General features: G+C 43.1%; 20 protein-coding genes, 10 tRNA genes, 1 rRNA gene and 1 pseudogene. 1 reads left to right on the top strand and 31 read right to left on the bottom strand.

Going from position 1 to position 20,059, the window contains the following annotated elements; genetic code table 11:
* Positions 1–224: 224 nt before the first annotated feature.
* From purB to purD, 12 genes and pseudogenes are all read right to left on the bottom strand, one after another.
* The gene (purB, locus tag D8791_RS08740) at positions 225–1,520 is read right to left on the bottom strand and encodes an adenylosuccinate lyase (RefSeq protein WP_009443505.1); all 1,296 of its coding nucleotides are present in this window, start codon (positions 1,518–1,520) and stop codon (positions 225–227) included.
* Positions 1,521–1,551: 31 nt separating this feature from the next.
* Positions 1,552–3,210: a KAP family P-loop NTPase fold protein gene (locus tag D8791_RS08745; RefSeq protein WP_125447364.1), complete on the bottom strand. Its 1,659-nt coding sequence runs from the start codon at positions 3,208–3,210 to the stop codon at positions 1,552–1,554.
* A gap of 15 nt (positions 3,211–3,225) precedes the next feature.
* A complete protein-coding gene (locus tag D8791_RS08750) occupies positions 3,226–3,783 on the bottom strand; it encodes a hypothetical protein (RefSeq protein ID WP_125447366.1) in 558 nt (185 codons plus the stop codon).
* 45 nt (positions 3,784–3,828) lie between these two features.
* Positions 3,829–4,056 (bottom strand): phosphoribosylaminoimidazole carboxylase, encoded by a 228-nt coding sequence (locus D8791_RS08755; RefSeq protein ID WP_125447368.1) that lies wholly within the window; start codon positions 4,054–4,056, stop codon positions 3,829–3,831.
* Positions 4,057–4,075: 19 nt separating this feature from the next.
* Entirely contained in the window at positions 4,076–4,342 is a 267-nt protein-coding gene (locus tag D8791_RS08760; protein ID WP_125447370.1) for a hypothetical protein, read from the bottom strand.
* Between the two features lies 1 nt (position 4,343).
* Positions 4,344–4,440, bottom strand: a pseudogene (locus tag D8791_RS08765) (phosphoribosylaminoimidazole carboxylase); the annotation flags it as partial.
* Between the two features lie 2 nt (positions 4,441–4,442).
* Positions 4,443–5,135 (bottom strand): aspartate/glutamate racemase family protein, encoded by a 693-nt coding sequence (locus D8791_RS08770; RefSeq protein ID WP_125447372.1) that lies wholly within the window; start codon positions 5,133–5,135, stop codon positions 4,443–4,445.
* Between the two features lie 3 nt (positions 5,136–5,138).
* A complete protein-coding gene (locus D8791_RS08775) occupies positions 5,139–5,366 on the bottom strand; it encodes a phosphoribosylaminoimidazole carboxylase (RefSeq protein ID WP_125447374.1) in 228 nt (75 codons plus the stop codon).
* A gap of 14 nt (positions 5,367–5,380) precedes the next feature.
* Entirely contained in the window at positions 5,381–6,016 is a 636-nt protein-coding gene (locus D8791_RS08780; protein WP_125447376.1) for a YdcF family protein, read from the bottom strand.
* A 147-nt stretch (positions 6,017–6,163) separates the two neighbouring features.
* Positions 6,164–7,243: a 5-(carboxyamino)imidazole ribonucleotide synthase gene (purK, locus tag D8791_RS08785; protein ID WP_125447377.1), complete on the bottom strand. Its 1,080-nt coding sequence runs from the start codon at positions 7,241–7,243 to the stop codon at positions 6,164–6,166.
* Complete coding sequence (gene purE, locus D8791_RS08790) at positions 7,230–7,721, bottom strand: 5-(carboxyamino)imidazole ribonucleotide mutase (protein ID WP_125447379.1); 492 nt, start codon at positions 7,719–7,721, stop codon at positions 7,230–7,232. Before purE ends, purK begins: the two co-directional genes overlap by 14 nt.
* Before the next feature lie 238 nt (positions 7,722–7,959).
* A complete protein-coding gene (gene purD, locus D8791_RS08800) occupies positions 7,960–9,222 on the bottom strand; it encodes a phosphoribosylamine--glycine ligase (RefSeq protein ID WP_125447381.1) in 1,263 nt (420 codons plus the stop codon).
* A gap of 375 nt (positions 9,223–9,597) precedes the next feature.
* Between purD and D8791_RS08805 the strand changes: the two genes are divergently transcribed.
* Positions 9,598–11,544 (top strand): GBS Bsp-like repeat-containing protein, encoded by a 1,947-nt coding sequence (locus D8791_RS08805; protein WP_125447383.1) that lies wholly within the window; start codon positions 9,598–9,600, stop codon positions 11,542–11,544.
* A gap of 66 nt (positions 11,545–11,610) precedes the next feature.
* On the opposite strand, the gene D8791_RS08810 is transcribed toward D8791_RS08805, so the two are convergent.
* The 19 genes from D8791_RS08810 to rrf all read right to left on the bottom strand — a co-directional run bounded on the left by D8791_RS08810 (position 11,611) and on the right by rrf (position 20,031).
* Complete coding sequence (locus D8791_RS08810) at positions 11,611–11,853, bottom strand: acyl carrier protein (protein WP_005591354.1); 243 nt, start codon at positions 11,851–11,853, stop codon at positions 11,611–11,613.
* Complete coding sequence (plsX, locus tag D8791_RS08815; protein ID WP_005591355.1) at positions 11,850–12,854, bottom strand: phosphate acyltransferase PlsX; 1,005 nt, start codon at positions 12,852–12,854, stop codon at positions 11,850–11,852. The genes D8791_RS08810 and plsX overlap by 4 nt, the downstream gene beginning before the upstream one ends.
* Positions 12,835–13,632, bottom strand: a complete 798-nt coding sequence (gene recO, locus D8791_RS08820) for a DNA repair protein RecO (RefSeq protein WP_125447385.1) — start codon at positions 13,630–13,632, stop codon at positions 12,835–12,837. The genes plsX and recO overlap by 20 nt, the downstream gene beginning before the upstream one ends.
* The gene (locus D8791_RS08825; RefSeq protein WP_125447387.1) at positions 13,625–14,797 is read right to left on the bottom strand and encodes a pyridoxal phosphate-dependent aminotransferase; all 1,173 of its coding nucleotides are present in this window, start codon (positions 14,795–14,797) and stop codon (positions 13,625–13,627) included. Before D8791_RS08825 ends, recO begins: the two co-directional genes overlap by 8 nt.
* A gap of 124 nt (positions 14,798–14,921) precedes the next feature.
* Positions 14,922–15,887 carry a ribose-phosphate diphosphokinase gene (locus tag D8791_RS08830; RefSeq protein ID WP_061909808.1) on the bottom strand — a complete coding sequence of 322 codons (966 nt, stop codon included), beginning with the start codon at positions 15,885–15,887 and terminating at the stop codon, positions 14,922–14,924.
* A 135-nt stretch (positions 15,888–16,022) separates the two neighbouring features.
* Positions 16,023–17,225, bottom strand: a complete 1,203-nt coding sequence (gene pcsB, locus D8791_RS08835) for a peptidoglycan hydrolase PcsB (RefSeq protein ID WP_125447389.1) — start codon at positions 17,223–17,225, stop codon at positions 16,023–16,025.
* Positions 17,226–17,323: 98 nt separating this feature from the next.
* On the bottom strand, positions 17,324–17,824 hold the full coding sequence (mreD, locus tag D8791_RS08840) for a rod shape-determining protein MreD (RefSeq protein WP_125447391.1): 501 nt from the start codon (positions 17,822–17,824) through the stop codon (positions 17,324–17,326).
* A 1-nt stretch (position 17,825) separates the two neighbouring features.
* Complete coding sequence (gene mreC / locus D8791_RS08845) at positions 17,826–18,641, bottom strand: rod shape-determining protein MreC (protein WP_125447393.1); 816 nt, start codon at positions 18,639–18,641, stop codon at positions 17,826–17,828.
* A gap of 166 nt (positions 18,642–18,807) precedes the next feature.
* Positions 18,808–18,895: transfer RNA gene (locus D8791_RS08850), tRNA-Ser, on the bottom strand.
* A gap of 11 nt (positions 18,896–18,906) precedes the next feature.
* Positions 18,907–18,980 (bottom strand) — tRNA-Ile (locus D8791_RS08855).
* Between the two features lie 34 nt (positions 18,981–19,014).
* Positions 19,015–19,085 (bottom strand) — tRNA-Gly (locus tag D8791_RS08860).
* Positions 19,086–19,101: 16 nt separating this feature from the next.
* Positions 19,102–19,174 (bottom strand) — tRNA-Phe (locus tag D8791_RS08865).
* Positions 19,175–19,177: 3 nt separating this feature from the next.
* Positions 19,178–19,251 (bottom strand) — tRNA-Met (locus tag D8791_RS08870).
* A 117-nt stretch (positions 19,252–19,368) separates the two neighbouring features.
* Positions 19,369–19,442 (bottom strand) — tRNA-Arg (locus D8791_RS08880).
* A 57-nt stretch (positions 19,443–19,499) separates the two neighbouring features.
* A tRNA-Arg gene (locus D8791_RS08885) sits at positions 19,500–19,573 on the bottom strand.
* A gap of 18 nt (positions 19,574–19,591) precedes the next feature.
* A tRNA-Leu gene (locus D8791_RS08890) sits at positions 19,592–19,677 on the bottom strand.
* An 8-nt stretch (positions 19,678–19,685) separates the two neighbouring features.
* Positions 19,686–19,746, bottom strand: a tRNA-Gly gene (locus D8791_RS08895).
* Positions 19,747–19,813: 67 nt separating this feature from the next.
* Positions 19,814–19,886: transfer RNA gene (locus D8791_RS08900), tRNA-Val, on the bottom strand.
* Positions 19,887–19,915: 29 nt separating this feature from the next.
* Positions 19,916–20,031: ribosomal RNA gene (gene rrf, locus D8791_RS08905) — 5S ribosomal RNA — on the bottom strand.
* Positions 20,032–20,059 lie beyond the last annotated feature (28 nt).

The raw sequence follows: 20,059 nt of genomic DNA on the forward strand, positions 1-20,059 counted from the left end.
AAACAAAACTTTTATAATATATTCGAGAATAATAAAAATGAGAGTGGGACAGAAATCGGTAATTCGTTAGAATTCGATTTCGTCGTCCCACCTCCACACAGTTGAGTAGGGCTGTAAAAGCTGATGAAATCAGCGTAGTAGAGCCCACTCAACCACTGCGTCATCTATTTTTTTCTAATTTAGATTCAAAAGCCTGGACTTTTTGTCCAGGCTCGTTTTTTTGTTTAATCTAAGCCCACGCGCTTGAAGATTTCATCCACGCGCTTGGTGTAGTAAGTAGGGTTGAAAATTTCATCAATCTCTTCCTGAGTCAGACGGGAAGTGACTTCTGGATCTGCTTCGAGCAAAGGCTTGAAGTCTACTTGATTATCCCAAGACTGGGCGGTCTTTGGCTGCACCAAGTCATAAGCCTGCTCCCGTGTCATGCCTTTTTCGATCAAGGTCAACATAGCCCGCTGGCTGAAGATGAGACCAAAGGTTGAGTTCATGTTGCGCTTCATGTTTTCTGGGAAGACGGTCAGATTCTTGACGATATTACCAAAGCGGTTGAGCATGTAGTCGATGAGAATAGTCGTGTCCGGTGCGATAATCCGCTCAGCAGATGAATGGGAAATGTCGCGCTCATGCCAGAGAGAGACATTCTCAAAGGCCGTCACCATGTGGCCGCGAATAACACGCGCCAGACCAGTCATATTTTCAGATCCGATTGGATTGCGCTTATGCGGCATAGCTGAGCTACCTTTTTGACCCTTGGCAAAGAACTCTTCGACTTCGCGCTGCTCAGACTTTTGCAGACCGCGGATCTCAGTTGCCATGCGCTCGATAGAAGTCGCAATCAAGGCTAAGGCTGAGAAGTATTCAGCGTGGAGATCACGTGGCAGGACTTGGGTAGAAATTTCCTGCGGACGGATGCCTAATTTCTCACAGACATAGCTTTCCACAAATGGTGGAATGTTGGCAAAGTTCCCAACCGCCCCAGAGATTTTCCCAGCTTCCACACCCGCAGCCGCAATCTCGAAACGCTCGATATTGCGCTTCATTTCGCTGTACCAGGTCGCGAGCTTAAGACCAAAAGTCGTCGGCTCCGCATGCACCCCGTGGGTCCGCCCCATCATGATGGTGAACTTGTGCTCCCGCGCCCGCTCCGCAATGATGTCAGTGAAGCGACGCAGATCCTCACGGATGATGTCATTGGCCTGCTTGTAGAGGTAGCCGTAGGCCGTATCCACCACATCGGTCGAGGTTAAGCCATAGTGCACCCACTTGCGCTCCTCGCCCAACGTCTCAGAAACCGCCCGAGTAAAGGCCACCACATCGTGGCGCGTCTCCTGCTCAATCTCCAAGATGCGGTCAATGTCAAAGCCTGCTTTCTCACGAATCAAGGCCACATCTTCCTTGGGAATCTCACCCAACTCAGCCCAGGCCTCATCAGCCAGAATCTCTACCTCCAGCCAAGCCTTGTACTTATTTTCCTCAGTCCAAATGTTCGCCATTTCGGGGCGAGAGTAACGGTTGATCATAGTTTCTGCTCCTTAAATATTAAGTTTAATTCTATTCTTCTGCTATTTTAATGATTTCTTCTATTTTTTTCAATGTACTAAAATACCATTCAAACACTTCATAAAAGTTATCAGATTTCAAACTCAACTTTTTATTAGTTACAACTAATGCTGGGAGTTGGGCATTCTCTTCCCTAAATCTAATACCTTCCCCCAATTCCATTTTGAACTTTTCTTCATTTGCAGTCATCAAATTGTATAAATTCTTCTCAAGTTTATTAAAATATAAAACATTTGCTGATCCTGACTTAATTTGAAACTCAGTTTTTCTACCAGTTGATTTTGAGGTAATTCTATAATCACTTTGAGGAGTTTTATCAGGAAGTTCATAATCTCTACCCAAATTTTTTTGTTGTAAGAAAGTATCAAATTCACTCCAGAAGTCTGATTTATCACCCTTCGTTTTAACATCTTGATTACCGCTGGCAACTGTATTTGAAACTTTCAGCTTGTCATATACAGAATTCAAGTCACCTTCAGTCAATTCTAAAAAAATAGTAATAAACTCTTTAAATTCAGAAGTCAATTCAAAATCGTCTCCTAGATCTAGTTCCTCGTCCAACTTATCCGCAGTTAGAATATTATTGACTGTTTTCAACGCTTCCTTTAACTCACTTTTGTCTTGTTGTACAAGATATAAATAAAGAGGTTGGTAACTTTTCTGTAAGCACAAAAGCGCAAGCAAAAGTATCTTATCTTGATTCTTCCAGTCATCAGCAGCAGTTATATACAAAAGTAAGCTATAGGAGTTAAAAAGCCGTTTCAAACTTCGCGGATTGCTTCCTATTGAACAAGCAATAAGCTTAACAACATCCTCAATCTCATCTTCTTTTAATTTAAGTACTCTCATACTTTCCAAAGAACTCTTAATAAACTCTGACATATCATAATTTTCAACTGGGACTGTAAAAGGAACTTGAATGATTTTTTCAAAGAATGCATTGCCTTTTTCTGCATCTAAGTCATTGCCATATTTATTGCGAACCCCTCTAACTACAACATTATAGTCAATAGCTAAAACAAATACGCAACCTTCACAATCCAAAAAAAGTTTTAATACCTCTAATAACTCGACTGCTCGAGCTGGTACAAGTCTATCTAAATCATCAATGAAAATAACTATTCTATCAACATTTTTTTCGTTTTTTACTTGGTTAACAACTTCTTGAAATTTATTTTTAAACTCTTTAAGGCTAACTAGTCGTTCATCTTCACTCAAACTATTGGCTAAACTATCAACAATCTCTTTTCCATCCACTCCAACAATTTTAATTGCACTTGTTGCAAGGTTTTTCGTTAATACCTTTAAGACATCTTTGGCCTTTCTAAAAGCTTCACCCTCTTTTTTTATAGGTAAACTACTTAACAACTCGCTGATCAAAGAAAAAGATAAATTTTCGCCCATATTAAATTGCGAATATTGCCAAGTATTAAAATCAACCTTAGTCACTGCACTCCCTAATTTTTTAGAAACTTGTTGCATAATACTTGTTTTTCCAGTTCCCCAGTCACCTTGGATAGCTACTGTCATTGGTGTATCACAATTCAAGATAAATTGCGTTAAACCATCAATATACTTGTTGATATTGAACAAGTCATCATGCGTAGGTTTATCAACAACTGTACCATATGAAATCTTCCCATCTAACATTCCTATATCTCCTTATTATTTGATATTAACTACAAATGGGTAAGTTAGCTCCATCACGACCATAATTTCTTTTTTACAAGTTTCATCCAAAACTTCATTATAGCGTCCAAGAGTATTTTGAAATTGTTTAAGATTAAATCTTTCTTTATAGGATTTATGGCTTCCATCTTTCAATGTAGTTTCGTAGTGTCCAAAATCAAATAATTGAGCCTTATCGAAAATCCGGTAGTTTTTCACCACATAAGCTTGATACTTTTTCCCTTCTGTATAAGTTGTTACAATACCGTCAGGAATCTCATGAATTTCGCCATTTGGATAAATCATTATTTTTGCACTAACACTATTTTTTACTGGATCAAAAGCTTTAGGACTTAATTTACATAGAACATTCACTCTATCCCCCTCATTTAAATTGGATACCTGTTCTATAGATTTTCCATCAATTGCCGCTGACCACAAACTTAAACCAGCTATTATTACTTCTTCCTGTTTTCGTGAAAGTATGTCTTCCACACTCTCTCCAGCGTGTCGTCCAATAACACTGTAAAATATATATTTCAAATTTTCAGACAAACTGTTTCTCACTTTCTAATAATATTCCAACATAATTAGTTTTCCTCATTCAAACTCTTCTTTCCCAATCCATACAGATGGATAGTGATCTAGTGTATTCAAATCAGTATCCAATGGCAAATCATAAATTGCTAAATAGTTTTCGGGGTATTGAGCAACTAGCTCTTCATACTTGGCCTTTACTTTTTCGTGATTGTTACTAGCATACAAGACTTCTACGACAGCTCCAGTCTTCTCTTTTTCCAAAAAAGCATTAACGATGATTTGAATCATAGATTTTCTCCATTAAATTCTAAAAATTTTCTTCTTCCTCAGAATCTTCGTAAACACAAAATTCAATCGAAAGTTTTATCGGACGACTTGTTAATCCAAAACTCTCTATATAATCATAGACCTCATCATCATCGCGCGTATGCTCTATAACTAGCTGATTATTTGTTATCTCTACAATATGAATGCCTTCTGCATCCGGAATTTCTGGAATGACTACATCATCCGCATAAGTAAATGTTAGAGTAGTAATATCATCTTCAAATACATCATCAAATTCTTCTATCATTTTAAAAATCAATCCCCTCCCCAAATTCAAGCACACTATCTGGCGCATCACTAAGCAAGGTCACATGCCCCCATCTTACTGTTGTTCTTGTCTTCTATAATCATTTATTTATCGCCCACTCCGCTGCTTTCTCTGCATGAATCACTGTTGTGTCGTAGAGAGGCAGGTCAGTGTCGGATTGCTTGACGAGAAGACCAATCTCGGTGCAACCCAAGATAACAGCTTCTGCGCCTGCTTTTTTCAAATCATCTATAACGGCAAGATAAGTCTGCTTTGAGCTTTCTTTGATATCTCCTAGACAGAGTTCGTCATAAATGATTCGATTGACCTCTGTAATGCCAGCTTGATCTGGAATCAGCACTTCTAAACCAGACTCTATTAATTTCTCCTTGTAGAAATCTTGAGTCATGGTGTACTTGGTTCCCAGGAGGCCGACTTTTTGAATGCCGTCAGTCAACAAGGCCTGCGCGGTTGCTTGTGCAATATGCAAGATTGGAATCGTAATCTGCTCCTGTATCTGCGGAGCAACCTTGTGCATGGTGTTGGTACAAATCACAATGAAATCTGCGCCTGCTTGCTCCAAGCGCTTAGCAACATCTGCCAAAAGTTGACCGCTTTTCTCCCAGTCTCCAACTGACTGATAATGCTCAATCTCTGCAAAATCAACACTGTAAAGTAGAATCTTAGCAGAATGCAGACCACCAAGCTCTTTTTTGATGGTTTCGTTGATGATTTGGTAGTAAGATGTGGTGCTTTCCCAACTCATACCACCAATCAGACCGATAGTTTTCATAGGCTAATTAAACTCCTCTTTACTTATCGCCACCGACGGATAGTGCGGCAAGCTACTTAGAACTGTATCCAATGGCAAGTCATAGATAGTCAGATAATTGTTTGGATATTGAATCTTTAATTCCTGATATTTGGATTTTACTTTTTCATGGTCGTCACTGGCAAAGAGCACTTCCACAACAGCAGTTTCTTTGCTTTCTTCCACAAAAGCATTGACAATGATTTGAATCATAGAAACCTCCTATATCACAATTCAACATCTAACTTTAAAATATCTCCCTTTTCTCCATAATGGAGAAGCCGCAGATATTCTCCCCAAACTCTGGACTTGCCAATGTCTGTATTCATCCAGCTATCCCGACCAATCTCAACATCCTTGTAAAAGGCATTGAAGGTATATGGGATGTAGCGAAGATGCTTCGGTAAGTGCTGAGCCAAGGTCCGCCATTGCCTACCAGTCGCGTGACTTTTGCAAATGAACATAACGGTCTCAACAGTTTTAAAATCAAAAATTTCTTTGGCAAAAAGTACGTTTTCCAAAGTATTGCTAGAGGAGTTGTCAGATTTAATCGCTTCTTCAGGAATGCCCGCAGCCATCAGAAACTGGATAATAACCTCTGCCTCTGTATGCCCATTCCAATCTGGATGAGACATTCCTGTCAAACTTCGGCCACCAGTCACAATGATTCGCCTTACATAGCCTTTTCGGTAAGCCTCAATAGCTTTTTCCCAATGGCCTGGGTGAGTACCACTGAAAACAAACAAAACATCACACGGCTGAGGTTCGATTATTTCCCCGAAAACACTCTTAGTTAAAAAGGAAATTTCTTTACCAGAGAACTCTTTCGGAACTTCTGGACTTTTCGGGATAATTGGTCTCATCTATAACATTTCCTCCACAGAGTTTTCTTAAAAATCAATCTCTTCTAGCAGTGGTTGACTGACTTTCTTTTGCCGACTTTATCAGCTACGACAAGCCTAGTCAACTTTGCAGGGGTAAGACGACGATTCTTATAACTGGGGCCTGTCTTACTCACCAAACTCCTCTACCTCATCCGGCATATCACTAAACAAAGTCACATGCCCCATTTTTCGGTTGTGCTTCGCTTCTATTTTACCATACAGGTGGAGGTGGGCGCTTGGATTTTCTGTGACATATTTTTCAGCGGCCTCGACATGCTGGCCGAGCACGTTGAGCATGACGGCTGGCGCATGTAAGTGGATAGCTGGCAACGGTGCTCCCAGAACGCCCAGAATATGAGTGTCAAACTGCGAGAAGTCGCAGGCTTCGATAGAATAATGCCCAGAGTTATGTGGGCGTGGGGCAATCTCATTGACAATGATATCATCAGCTGTCGCAAACATCTCCACGCAGAGGGTTCCAGACAAGTTAAGCTGTTCTGCGATTCGCACTGCCATGGTTTTGGCTTTATCTGCTAGCCTTTCCGAAATGCGGGCTGGCACGATGGTCTTAGACAGGATGTTGTTGCGGTGGATATTTTCCTGAACTGGGAAAACCGTCACATCCTTGCCATTTCCGGACACAATGACGGAAATTTCAAGGTCAAAGTTGACAAATTTTTCCAAAACGCAGTCTGCTGAGTCAGCTAGTGTATAGGCCTCTTCCAAGTCTGCTTCTGAGCGAATGACCTTTTGCCCATGTCCATCGTAACCGCCTGTAGCAGTCTTGAGGACATAGTTGTTGGACAAGTCGATATCTGCCAAGTCTTGGCTAGAAGTCACGACCTTGTAGGGTGCCACCGTGACTTGGGCCTTGTTTGCGAGAAAATCCTTTTCAAAAATCCGATTTTGAGAAATGCGGAGCAGATCCGTTCCTTGAGGGAGTTGCCTATCCTTGATAACAGCATCCAGACCGTCAGCATCGACATTTTCAAACTCATAGGTCAGTACATCGCAACGTTCCGCCAACTGACGCAGGGCATCCACGTCATCATAAGGCGCCACGATGATTTCCGCCACACGAGAGGCAGGGCAATCCGCCGCAGGATCCAGCGCAATGACCTTGTGCCCCATGTAGATAGCAGAAATGGCCATCATCTGTCCCAGCTGACCGCCACCGATAATTCCGATTGTTTTAGATGAGCTCATTGCTAGACTCCTCAGCGATTTTCCCTTGTTCTTCAGCAAAATCAGCTAGCGCTGCTGCTAGGTCTTGGTCTTCAATGGCCAAGATCCGAAGGGCAGTCAGGGCAGCGTTTGTCGCTCCCGCTTCGCCAATGGCCATAGTTGCCACAGGCACACCGCCCGGCATCTGTACGATAGAGTATAGCGAGTCCACACCACTAAGAGCGCGCGACTTGACGGGTACACCGATGACAGGCAGGGTGGTTTTAGCCGCTACCATTCCTGGCAAATGCGCGGCGCCACCAGCACCGGCTATGATGACCTTGATGCCGCGATTACGGGCTTCTTCGGCATGTCTGAACATAAGATCAGGTGTACGGTGGGCAGAGACGACTTTCTTTTCGTAGGCTACACCGAAGCGATCTAAGACTTCAGCTGTTTTTTGCATGGTTGCCCAGTCGGATTTTGAGCCCATGATGATGGAAATAATTGGTTTAGTCATGATTTTTCTTTTCTTTCCTTTCAACAATCACCTTAGGTTGTGAGGGACGGCAGCAGCCACCAAAGGTGTCTCATGCCTCAATCGGAAGCCCAAGGTCCTCCGATTTCCCTGAACGATTGGCTTATCACCCAATCATTCTTTCACAACGGCGGTGATTGTTCTATATTAGCTCGCTAACGCTCGCAAATCAAACGACCATTATCGTATTTGGCGACTACGTCGCTTTATTCTTGTATCTTTACTTTATCGCCTTGCTTCCGATATCCGTTCGGTAGAAGAGGCCTTCTGTTTTTTGTTGGGATAGTTCTTGGTAGATGGTATCTTGGGCTTCTTTGACAGTGTTGGCTGTGGTGACTAGCATATAGACACGGCCGCCATTTGAGAGCAGTGCTCTGCTACTTTCCGCAAACTTAGCCCCTGCATAATAGGTGATGATGTCACCATCGGTTTTGGCCGGCAACTCAACGCCCTTTTCATAATCTAGCGGATAGCCATTTGACGCGACAACCACACCCAGAGTCACGCCCTTGTCGGTCCAAGTGATGTTCGGCTCCTTACCATCGAGAATATCAGTGATATTTTGTACAAAGTCAGAAGTCAGGCGGGGCAGGATAATCTGAGTTTCAGGATCTCCAAAGCGAGCGTTGAACTCAATGACCTTAGGCCCGTCTGCTGTCAAGATAAGCCCTGCATAAAGAACACCAAGATACGGGCGACCTTCCTGGATCATGCCCTCAAGGACTGGCTTGACAATAGTGTCAACCGCTGTGTCAACCACACTCTGTGACAAGTGAGGGACTGGCGCATAGGCACCCATCCCACCAGTATTAGGACCCTTGTCGCCATCATAGGCCCTCTTGTGGTCCTGAGCTGTAGGCATGATATAGAATTTGGCTCCATTGACAAAGGCAAAGAGAGAGAACTCCTCGCCGTCAAGGAATTCCTCGATAACCACGCGCGCACCGCTGTCGCCGAATTTATTATCCAAGAGCATCTCGTGGGCTGCTTCGACCGCTTGCTCGACTGTCTCCGCTACGACGACGCCTTTCCCAAGCGCCAAGCCGTCCGCCTTGACGACGATAGGAGCGCCTTTCTCCTCGATATAGGCCTTAGCCTCCTCAAAGTCGGAAAATGTGCCGTAGGCTGCTGTCGGAACGCCGTATTTGACCATGATTTCCTTGGCAAAATCCTTAGACCACTCCAGCTCCGCTGCTAAACGAGATGGACCGAAAGCCTTGAGCCCAGCTTGGTTAAAATCATCCACGATTCCAGCAGCAAGGGCATCATCTGGCCCAATAAAAGACCAAGCAATATCGTTGGCCTTTGCGAACTCAATCAATTTAGAATGTTCGGAAATTCCAATATTCACCAAGTCTAGCCCATCCAAGGTCATGCCATCATTTCCAGGTGCGACAAAGACCTGCTCCACACCCTGAGACTCCAACAACTTCTTGGCAATCGCATGCTCACGACCGCCCGAACCAACAACTAAAAGCTTCATAGCTAAGATACCTCAACATCCATCATCATAGGTGCTTACGCACCAAGCCAACACATCACGTAAAAACCATTGCCATTTTTACGAATCATTCATCTAAATTATATCATAATCGTTCGTTTTATTCTATTCTAAGTAGGAAAAGAAGAGAAATATCTATTTTTGTTAGGAATATCCATCTCTGAAAAATAAAATCTACCTATATTATTTTTTGTATTTTGACCATTTCATTACTTTTATTTCAAATATCAAAAATTTCATAAAACTAAAATAAATTAGAAATTCAAGTTTCAACATCTTTTAAAATTTTTCTTTTTTTATATTTTTTCCCGAATAATCTAAATGGAATCATCCAAATTACTTATTCAAAGGAGATTTATGAAAAAATATCAGAAGCTGTTTTTATTATCCGGAGCAGTCCTTGGGCTGTTTGCTAGTCATTCCACGGCTCAAGCTGTTGCATCGACTGAAGCTGGAAACAAAGTCCTAGGCCCCACTGATCGTGCCAGCAATGTGACCGTCAATGTCACTGGAGATACAGCACAGATTCATTACACTCGCTCCAAAGCTCAGGTTCCCTACACCATTTCCCACGCAGTCTGGTCCGACGAAAACGGACAGGATGATTTGAAATGGTACACCACGCCTCAGACATCCAGCACAGCCATTGACCTCCGGCAGCACGCTGGCTATGGCACCTTCCATGTTCATACTTATATCAAGATAAATGGAAAAATGATTGGCTTAAATGGCACTACCTTCACTGTTAATAAGCCTGCTAGCAAGACAAGCGTCACAACATCTGGACAAACTGGCCGCATCAATTTTACGCGAAATAAAGACCAAGGGAACTCAAAAATTGTCCATGCGGTCTGGTCTGATGAAAATGGTGGCGATGACCTTAATTGGTATGAAGCTGGACAAGAGAGTACTGAATTTAACTTTTCTAAGCACAAAGGTTATGGAAAATATTTCGTAGATACTTATGAAAACAAAAATGGCAAAATGATTTACCAATCGGGCACCACTTTCCATCTAGAAAAACCTAATCCGACCATTCAGACAAGCTTCCCTGAACCTGGTATTATGGAAATCCTTATCAAAAATCTTCCTGAATCCATGTATAAGGTCACTGTCCCAACCTGGTCTGAAAATAAGGGACAAGATGATTTACAATGGTATCAAGCAAGAAAAAATCCTGATGGCAGTTATAGCGTTAGAGTCGAGCTGAAGAAACACAATTACGATACAGGAACCTACCATATCCATCTCTATGGAGAAAGCTATGTTAAACCTGAGTTAACAGGATTAGCAGGAACAAGTGTTACACTGGATGCTGGCAAGATTCCTTCTCAAAAAGACCAAAAACCGCTTTTCTCTGTTGAAAATGTCAATCAGGAAGAGGGAACCTACACTGTAAAAGTCACCGAAACTGCGGCATCTAAGGCAATTCAATCCGTCCGCGTCCCTATTTGGAGTACCCAGAATCAAAGCAATATCAAGTGGTATGACGCGAGTAACAATGGAGATGGGACTTTTACTGCACAATTCAATATCCGCAATCACCAAGCCTTATCTGGAAGCTACACCAATCATATCTACGTTAAGTACAAAGATGGTAGCGAGCATAGCTATGCGATAGACAGCGTCACCCTCTCTGCTGAAAATATCAAAGCCAAGGTCTCTGTCAATAAAATTTCTACCTACAATTACGAAGTGACCGTTTCCGATGCTTTTGGACCAGGAACCATTTCTCTACCAACTTGGTCAGAAGTCAACGGCCAAGATGACATCAAATGGTACACTGCTAACAAAGTGGGCAATGGCTTGTATAAATTTACCATCAATACGCAACAGCATGCTGGAAATGGAGTCTTCCATACCCATGTTTACCGCAATCTCAATGGTCAGATGACTGGACTTACAGGCACCAGCTATCAGGTTGATAAACCAACCACGCCTGAGCCAACCCTCTACACCCCTGATTATGCGGGAGCCTCCTCTTATCCTCATGGCCAGTGTACTTGGGGAGCAAAAGTACTGGCTCCTTGGGCTGGTCCTTACTGGGGCAACGGCGGCCAATGGGCAGCTAGCGCACGCGCAGCTGGTTTCCGGACAGGAAGCACCCCACAAGTCGGAGCCATCATCTGCTGGACCGATGGTGGCTATGGGCATGTTGGTGTTGTCACCCATGTCGAATCCAACACCCGCATCCAAATCAAAGAATCCAACTATGCAGGCAAACAATATATTGGCAACTTTCGTGGCTGGTTCAATCCCTACGCCGCTGGTCAAGGAGCTGTTAGCTATATCTATCCAAAATAAATCTACTAAAAAAACCTTGGTTTTGTCAACCAAGGTTTTTTCTCTGTTCAAATCGAAGTCACATTCTTACTTCGCTAGTTTCTTTTCCAAATAGGCGACAATATCTGCGACATTTTCAAAGCGATCAACATCTTCATCTGAAATTTCAATCGCAAACTCATCCTCTAAAGTCAGGATGAATTCCATTAAGTCAACAGAATCAGCGCCTAAATCATCTTTTAAGCCCAAAGTTGGCTGGACAACAAAGTCCTTTCCTTGACGTTCTTGGATTATTTCTGTTACTTTTTGAAAAATTTGTTCTTGATTCATTCTGTATCCACCTCTTTTGAAAATTCTACCACAGATTTTCCGACAACATCTGTCTCCAGCATGGTCCGAATCTGACGAATGGTGCTATATACGGCCTTGGCATCGCTTGAACCGTGTGTCTTGACTACTGGCGCCTTGAGACCAAAGAGAACGGCCCCGCCAGCACTGGAGTAGTCCAGACTCTTGCGCATCTCTTGCAGGCTATCTTTGAGCAACAAAGCCCCTAGTTTAGCCTTGAGACCACCACCTAGCACAGCCTTTTTGAGCTGGCCTAGGATACTAATGGCCGTTCCTTCAATAGACTTGAGTACAGCATTGCCCGTAAAGCCATCTGCTACGACAACATCTGCCACTCCATCCATAAGGTCACGCGCTTCCACATTGCCGATAAAGTTCAGCTTGTCATCCGCCGCCAGCAATGCATAGGTTTCCTTACGCAGAGGGTCTCCCTTGCTGGCTTCAGTGCCATTATTGAGCAAGCCGACCCGTGGCTGCTTAATACCACGAACATTTTCCGCATAAAAAGAACCTAGGATGGCATATTGATGCAGATGGTGAGGGGTGTTTTCAGCATTTGCCCCCAGATCCAGCATATCAAAACCGCGACCATCCACAGTCGGTAAAGTGGATAAAAGACCCGGTCGGTCAATATTTTTGATCCGTCCGACGATAAAGAAGCCCGCCGCTAAAAGCGCTCCCGTATTACCAGCAGACAGGACTGCATCTGCTTCTCCATCCTTGACTGCCTTAGCTGCCAAAACCATGCTAGCCTGCTTCTTCTTGCGAATAGCCTTGGTCGGCTCATCATCCGAATCAATCTTTTCATCCGTATGGACGATGCTGACGCGCTCTGTCGCTGTCAACAGAGGTTTAATCTTGGCTTCATCCCCATAGAGAACAATCTCAATATCCGAGAAGTCTCTCAGAGCCTGATTGGCACCTTCGACTAAAGCCTGAGGGGCATTGTCTCCGCCCATGGCATCAATAGCTATTTTTTTCATGCTGTTCTTCCTCATGTTTGTCTTGTAAAATACTGCCCCAGTCGCCCAGAGAGTCGATAAATTTCTTTGATTTGAGATGAATGCCTACATATTCATCATAGAGTTGATCCATAAAATCCCTGATCTGTCGCTTGATTTCCGGCTTGAGCGAAATCGTCTCTAACTCACTAAACTGAACCGCCTGAAACTGATTGAGCAAAAAAGGAATATTGGGATTGAGATGACTGCGATGAGCATCCTTGTGATAATGATCTGGACAGAGCACCCCGCCATATTGAAAGGAAAAATCAAAAGGCAGACCTGTCCGATGACAAAAAACACAGTCATGGAAATTCAGAGAAACGCCAAAGCGAGATAAAATTTGAATTTCAAAGATATTTGTCAAAACCTCATAATCCAGCCCTTGATTCATCAAATCCAGTGTCTTTTGCAGGAAAGCAAAGAGGGCTGGATCTGGCTGATTGTCCTGAATACTAGCATCTGCTAGAGCCGCCACATAGCTGGCATAAGCCATGACAAAGAGATCGCTCTTGATTTGCCCGTAACTTTCCACAGCTTGGTAATCTTCGATATAGCTGAGCCCATCATCATTGATTTTCATCAAGAGCTCTGCCGCAGTCAGAGGCTGGATAACTGGAGCCAGCTTGGATTTTCCCGCATGTTTCACGAAAAACATTCTCTTGCCAGCCTGTTCCGTAAAGATCTTGACCAGCTTATCATCTTCCCGGAAATTCCGATTATAGAGAATCAAACTCTTGCTCGTTAACGGTCTAAGCATGGTCTTCCATGTACTCCTTGAGCCGTTTTAGAGCTTCCTTGATGGTTTCTATACTAGCTGCATAAGACAGGCGGATATAACCCTCTCCGTACTGGCCGAAAGCCGCTCCTGGGATAAAGGCCACAGCCTTCTTCTCAGCAAAATCCCGCAAAAAGGCAAAAGAATCTTGGTTGTAGCCTGCTGGAATCTTGGCAAAAATATAGAAAGCGCCATCTGGCTTGATAATCTGATAACCCAGCTCCGTCATCTGTTCGATAATGTAATCCCGCCGCTGGATGTATTCCTCCTTCATCGGTTGAGCATCATCCTTACCAGCCGTCAAAGCCTCAATAGCTGCATATTGAGCCATGGTGTTGGCTGCTGTCACCAGATACTGATGGCTCTTGATCAATTGAGCCGTAAAAGCAGCAGGAGCAAAGATAAAGCCTAGTCGCCAGCCCGTCATAGCATGAGACTTGGACAAACCATTGATGACGATGGTCTGTTCGGGTAAATATTCCGCCAGTGAAACGTGCCCCTGCTCCGTATAAGTCAATTCAGAATAAACCTCATCGCAGACGACAAAAACTTCATACTTGCTCAATACAGCTGCCAAAGCCTCCATCTGCGCCCTAGAATAAGTCACGCCAGTCGGATTGGCTGGATAGTTGAGAATAACCGCCTTGAGCTTATCCCCTTGCTCCAAGATAGCCTGCTCCAGCATTTCAGGGGTCAAGACAAAGTCGTTTTCTGTCGTATCAATCTCGACAATCTCCGCCCCGACCAAATTGACAATTGGCTCATAACCTGGATAAGCCGGCGCTGGCAGCAAGACCTTGTCGCCCTCTTCCAGAATAGCCGTCAGAGTCGCAGACAGGGCCTCAGTTGCCCCAATAGTGACTAAGACTTCATCTTCTGGACGATAGTTCAGATTGTACTTCTCCTTGACAAAATCAGTAGCAGCCTGCCGCAGCTCCAAAAGCCCGCTCATCCCTGTATAGTGGCTCTGATTGGCATCAATAGCTGCCTTGGCCGCCTCCTTGATATGATCCGGTGTCGGAAAGTCTGGCTCCCCCAAGGTCAGCCGCAAAACACCTGGAATCGTAGAAATAGACTGGTCAAACTGACGAATCAGAGACACTTCAATTTTATCTAAATTCTTATTAAACTTCTTAGTCAAATCCATAGCCGCCTCCGATAATCTAATAGAACTATTATACTATAAATGCAGTACTACAGCAAAATTTTATTACAAATAGGAATAAGAAAGAGATTTAGCAAGTTGCTAAATCTCTAATACTCCACAATCCTTATATATTATGTCTTTCAAAAAGGGGTGAAAGTGGACGTTTTTCATGGATTCGAACGATGGCTTCTGCCAAGAGATGAGCGATAGAAATCTGCTCAATCTTATCGATTAATCTGTCCTCTGAAAGGTATATAGTATCTAAAACCACTAGTTTTTTGATAGCGGATTTCTGGATATTTTCCATAGCTGGTCCTGACAAGACTGGGTGAGTACAGCTCGCATAGACTTCCACAGCACCGGACGCTGCCAAAGCATCTGCCGCATGACAAATAGTCCCCGCCGTATCAATCATATCATCTATCAGAATACAGGTCTTACCTTCCACCTTACCAATGATATTCATGACTTCACTGGTATTCATCTTGTCAACGCTGCGACGTTTGTCGATAATTGCAATTGAAGTCTTGAGAAATTCAGCCAACTTACGAGCGCGGCTGACACCACCGTGATCTGGGCTGACAACCACATAGTCGCTACCCACCATGCCCCGACGCTCAAAATAATCAGCAATCAAAGGCGCTCCCATCAAATGGTCGACAGGAATGTCAAAGAAACCTTGGATCTGAGCAGCATGCAAATCAATGGTCAATAGGCGATCTACCCCAGCAATCTCCATTAGATTAGCCACTAATTTAGATGTAATTGGCTCACGAGCACGAGCTTTTCGGTCCTGTCTAGCATAGCCATAGTAAGGCATCACTACGTTGATAGACTCCGCACTAGCCCGCTTCAAGGCATCCACCATGATCAAAATTTCCATTAGATTGTCATTGACAGGTGAGCTAGTTGACTGCAAGATAAAAACGTGCTTTCCACGGATCGATTCTTCGATATTTACTTGAATTTCCCCGTCAGAAAATTGACGAACCGTTGATTTCCCAAGCGGCATCCCAATCTCCTTTGCAACACGCTGCGCTAATTCTTGATTAGAAGAAAGAGCAAAGAGCTTTAAATCAGAAAAAGACATGATTCCCTCCAGATTCTAAATCGTCTTTTATTGTAACCAATTGCATTTGTCCTATCTACCATTGTAACGCTTTTCCAGCAATTTTTCAATAAAAAATAAAAGGGAGAACGAAAAGTCGTTCTCCTTCATATTTCATTAGTTTGGATAGATGTATGTTACGTATCCTTGTGCATTTGTTGGGTCAAACCATCCACGGTGATTACCGATTGATTGGTTACCAGCATAGTTCGCTTCTGATACTTGAATATTGTTAGCAGATTGCACTGCTGTTACAACTGCAACGTGCCCGTAGCCACCGTCATTCCAACATGCGATCGCTCCAACTTGTGGTTGTGATCCTGTACGGAAGCCTGCTGCTGCTGCACTAGCTGCCCATTGGCCACCATTACCCCAGAAGTCACCAGCCCATGGTGCCAAAGTCTTAGCACCCCAAGTACATTGACCTACAGGATAAGTTGATGCTGAAAGGCTATATGATGGAGTTGCAACAACTGCTCCTGATGTAGCAACTGCTGCTTCTGCTGCAGGGGTTCCACCTGTATTATTTACAGCTTGAACTTGTGCTGCGAAGCTTGTATTTCCTGAAGCAAGGATCGCTTGTTGTTGTGCTTGTTGCTGGTTCTTATATGCTGCTTCTGCCGCTGCTGCCTCAGCTGCTGCTTTTTCAGCTGCCGCTTTTTGCTCTAAGAGACTGTTTTTCTCATTTTCAGCAGTTGCTTTTTCAGCTGCAAGGTTCAGTTGAGCAACCTTAAGTTCAGCCTGCTTAGTTGTCAACGTTTGAGCATCGTCTGCAAGTTTTTGTTGGTTTGCAATGACTGTATTGATAGCTTCATTGTTAGCAACTTGTTTTTCAGCAATCTTTTCTTTATCTTCTTTTTGTTGTTCCAGCATTTTGTTGTTAGCCGAAACGATTTCGCTCATCGCTGCTACACGAGAGATAGCTTCAGTGATTGAAGCAGAGTTGATAATTGTGTTGATATAGCTTGTTGCCGTACCATTTGTTTGAGCACTACGCGCTTGATTTGCAAGAGACTCATTACGAGCAACAATATTCTTTGATAACTCTTCAATTTCAGCAGTGAGTTTCGCAGATTCAGCATTCAATTTTTCATTTTCTGCTTGAAGCACTTCTTGTTGATTTTGAATAGCTGAAACTTGTTTTTGAATTTCATCAACTTGTGCTTGTGCCGCTTTTTGTTGATTTGTTAAACTGTCAATTTTACTATTTTGAGCTGCAATTTTATCATCTGTACTATCAGCTTTAACATTTACTAGCGCAGCACCTTGAGAAAGGATCACCGCACTCAATAAAACTGATGTAAGTAGCTTTTTCTTCATAAAAATATTAACACTCCTTCTTACTAAGACATTATATAGTATATCAAAAAAATTCTGGCTATATATTACGCATTCGTTACATTTCTATTTCTAAATCATCATAAATAGACTTTTTCAAACAAAGGCTGTAACAATAGAAAAAGAAAGGAATTAAATACTAAAGTTGGCACCAAAGCATAGATAATAAAATCAGGGAATGTAAAGCTCGCTAAGTGCAATAACGACGCAGAAACAAAGCTGATCATTTCAAAAAAGAAAACAATCGTAATAATGGCCAAAACGCGGGTCCAACGATTTAGCAAAAATACAGAAAGAAAATGATAGATGACAACTGTCAGTAGAGGCAAGATAAAGGTGAAAAGCCCAATCACATGTAGATAATAAACATCGTAAAAAAGGGCTAGAGTAAAGAAGAGGAAAAAAATATATTCCTTTGAAAAGTTTAAAAATAAGAAAACCGTAAAGAACAATAAAATATGACTTGCCGGATGCCACTTCCCAGCAAATAGATCTACAAGACTTCTTGATAATTGACCATCAATGAAGAAGATCAGAAATAGAAACAAAGCTGTAAAAAAAGTTCCTCTTATAATTTTCATACTAATTTCTCACCAACAGAACCGCTTGAATATCAGACAAATCCGCAGCAGGCTTCACCAAAACTTCTTTGTTTAATTGGTCCTTGCCAGCTGATATTGATAAAACCTGACCAACCAAGACATTCTCAGCATTATAAGAGCCGAGACCACTTGTCGTCACGGTTGCCCCTTCTTCAATTCCATCCACCGTATTTAGCTGGCTGACGATAAAAGCTGACTTTTCAGTGTCAAAACCAACAATGATGCCATAGGCAAAGCCAGTCTTTGTCTTAATTTTAATTGCAATAGAACTATCATTCTTTTCATTTGTCAGTAGACTAACGACACTTGAAGATTCAGAGACACTGCTAACAGCTCCAATCAAACCGCCGTTAGAAATAGCCAACATTGAGGTTGTCACATCGCTTGACTGTCCCTTATCAAGAGTTAATTCACTCTTCCAAGTAGATGGAGAGCGAGAAATAACTTCTGCAGCAATCTTGACAGCACTTTGATCATTATTTCGTAATTCTAATAGGGAACGCAACTCCTCATTCTCCAATTTTAAGGCATCAGAATTATTTGCCTTCTCTTCAAGATTGTAAATTGTTCCTTTTAGGGTCTCATTTTCTTGATAGGTCTCTATTAGATGAACAACTTTTTTCTTCTCTTTAGCAAGATAATTAAAAGGAATAGCAACTACTCGATCAACACTGGACAAAAAATCACCAGTCACAGAAACAATCCATGGTGAAAGAGGGGAAAGCATCAAGCTTATCATAACAATCCCAAATAGCAAAATAGAAATCAAAAATTTAGACATCTTTAATTTATTCATTCCAATCTCCGCAACCAATAAATCCTAAAAAACGCTTATATAAATCCAGATTAGAGCAGAACAACTCAACAAAACAAGTTCAAACAAACAACAAGAAACAATTCTTCAAAAGAAAAGCACTATAAAACAAGAAAAGGAGATAGCAAATGCTAAACTCCCTTATTTACGGAGAATGGGGGATTCGAACCCCCGCGCCGGTTACCCGACCTAACGATTTAGCAAACCGTCCTCTTCAGCCTCTTGAGTAATTCTCCAATATACTTAATGGGCACGAGTGGACTCGAACCACCGACCTCACGCTTATCAGGCGTGCGCTCTAACCACCTGAGCTACGCGCCCAAGTTATAAAAACTTGGTATGAACTNNNGTTCAAAGCGGGTGACGAGAATCGAACTCGCGACAACAGCTTGGAAGGCTGTAGTTTTACCACTAAACTACACCCGCATCTTAGATAATGGTATGGCGCGAGACGGAATCGAACCGCCGACACATGGAGCTTCAATCCATTGCTCTACCAACTGAGCTACCGAGCCAAATTGCGGGAGCAGGATTTGAACCTACGACCTTCGGGTTATGAGCCCGACGAGCTACCTAGCTGCTCCATCCCGCGATATTCTAATCTAAGGAGGATGTGGGATTCGAACCCACGCACGCTTTTACACGCCTGACGGTTTTCAAGACCGTTCCCTTCAGCCGGACTTGGGTAATATGACCTCGTTTCCCTTCATGCACCCTAGAGGAGTCGAACCTCTAACCGCCTGATTCGTAGTCAGGTACTCTATCCAGTTGAGCTAAGGGTGCTCTATATCACGATAATCAATTATAACAAAAACACATAAAAAAGTCAAAACTATCTTATGCACCCTAGAGGAGTCGAACCTCTAACCGCCTGATTCGTAGTCAGGTACTCTATCCAGTTGAGCTAAGGGTGCCCTGTCGCATATACGCTATGCCGAGGACCGGAATCGAACCGGTACGATCGTTACCAATCGCAGGATTTTAAGTCCTGTGCGTCTGCCAGTTCCGCCACCCCGGCCTCAAAGCGAACGACGGGATTCGAACCCGCGACCCCCACCTTGGCAAGGTGGTGTTCTACCACTGAACTAGGAATCGAACCCGCGATCTTCGCCGTGACAGGGCGACGTGATAACCGCTACACTACGGGACCTATATGGGAGTTAACGGGATCGAACCGCTGACCCTCTGCTTGTAAGGCAGATGCTCTCCCAGCTGAGCTAAACTCCCAAAAAGGAAGTTCTAAAACTTCCTATCCTGCTAAGCGACTTCCATATCTCACAGGGGGCAACCCCCAACTACTTCCGGCGTTCTAGGGCTTAACTTCTGTGTTCGGCATGGGTACAGGTGTATCTCCTAGGCTATCGTCACTTAACTTGCTGAATTAACTTACAATATCTTAT

Source organism: Streptococcus cristatus (assembly GCF_003943515.1).
Lineage (GTDB): Bacteria > Bacillota > Bacilli > Lactobacillales > Streptococcaceae > Streptococcus > Streptococcus cristatus_D.

Excerpts from the sequence above, each read along its gene's own strand:
- D8791_RS08775 (WP_125447374.1), bottom strand. The coding sequence starts at position 5,366 with ATGATTCAAATCATTGTCAATGCTTTTGTGGAAGAAAGCAAAGAAACT.
- D8791_RS08745 (WP_125447364.1), bottom strand. The coding sequence starts at position 3,210 with ATGTTAGATGGGAAGATTTCATATGGTACAGTTGTTGATAAACCTACG.
- pcsB (WP_125447389.1), bottom strand. The coding sequence starts at position 17,225 with ATGAAGAAAAAGCTACTTACATCAGTTTTATTGAGTGCGGTGATCCTT.
- mreC (WP_125447393.1), bottom strand. The coding sequence starts at position 18,641 with ATGAATAAATTAAAGATGTCTAAATTTTTGATTTCTATTTTGCTATTT.
- D8791_RS08780 (WP_125447376.1), bottom strand. The coding sequence starts at position 6,016 with ATGAGACCAATTATCCCGAAAAGTCCAGAAGTTCCGAAAGAGTTCTCT.
- D8791_RS08770 (WP_125447372.1), bottom strand. The coding sequence starts at position 5,135 with ATGAAAACTATCGGTCTGATTGGTGGTATGAGTTGGGAAAGCACCACA.
- D8791_RS08760 (WP_125447370.1), bottom strand. The coding sequence starts at position 4,342 with ATGATAGAAGAATTTGATGATGTATTTGAAGATGATATTACTACTCTA.
- plsX (WP_005591355.1), bottom strand. The coding sequence starts at position 12,854 with ATGAAAAAAATAGCTATTGATGCCATGGGCGGAGACAATGCCCCTCAG.
- purB (WP_009443505.1), bottom strand. The coding sequence starts at position 1,520 with ATGATCAACCGTTACTCTCGCCCCGAAATGGCGAACATTTGGACTGAG.
- mreD (WP_125447391.1), bottom strand. The coding sequence starts at position 17,824 with ATGAAAATTATAAGAGGAACTTTTTTTACAGCTTTGTTTCTATTTCTG.
- recO (WP_125447385.1), bottom strand. The coding sequence starts at position 13,632 with ATGCTTAGACCGTTAACGAGCAAGAGTTTGATTCTCTATAATCGGAAT.
- purE (WP_125447379.1), bottom strand. The coding sequence starts at position 7,721 with ATGACTAAACCAATTATTTCCATCATCATGGGCTCAAAATCCGACTGG.
- purK (WP_125447377.1), bottom strand. The coding sequence starts at position 7,243 with ATGAGCTCATCTAAAACAATCGGAATTATCGGTGGCGGTCAGCTGGGA.
- D8791_RS08830 (WP_061909808.1), bottom strand. The coding sequence starts at position 15,887 with ATGTCTTTTTCTGATTTAAAGCTCTTTGCTCTTTCTTCTAATCAAGAA.
- purD (WP_125447381.1), bottom strand. The coding sequence starts at position 9,222 with ATGAAGCTTTTAGTTGTTGGTTCGGGCGGTCGTGAGCATGCGATTGCC.
- D8791_RS08810 (WP_005591354.1), bottom strand. The coding sequence starts at position 11,853 with ATGAATCAAGAACAAATTTTTCAAAAAGTAACAGAAATAATCCAAGAA.
- D8791_RS08755 (WP_125447368.1), bottom strand. The coding sequence starts at position 4,056 with ATGATTCAAATCATCGTTAATGCTTTTTTGGAAAAAGAGAAGACTGGA.
- D8791_RS08825 (WP_125447387.1), bottom strand. The coding sequence starts at position 14,797 with ATGGATTTGACTAAGAAGTTTAATAAGAATTTAGATAAAATTGAAGTG.
- D8791_RS08805 (WP_125447383.1), top strand. The coding sequence starts at position 9,598 with ATGAAAAAATATCAGAAGCTGTTTTTATTATCCGGAGCAGTCCTTGGG.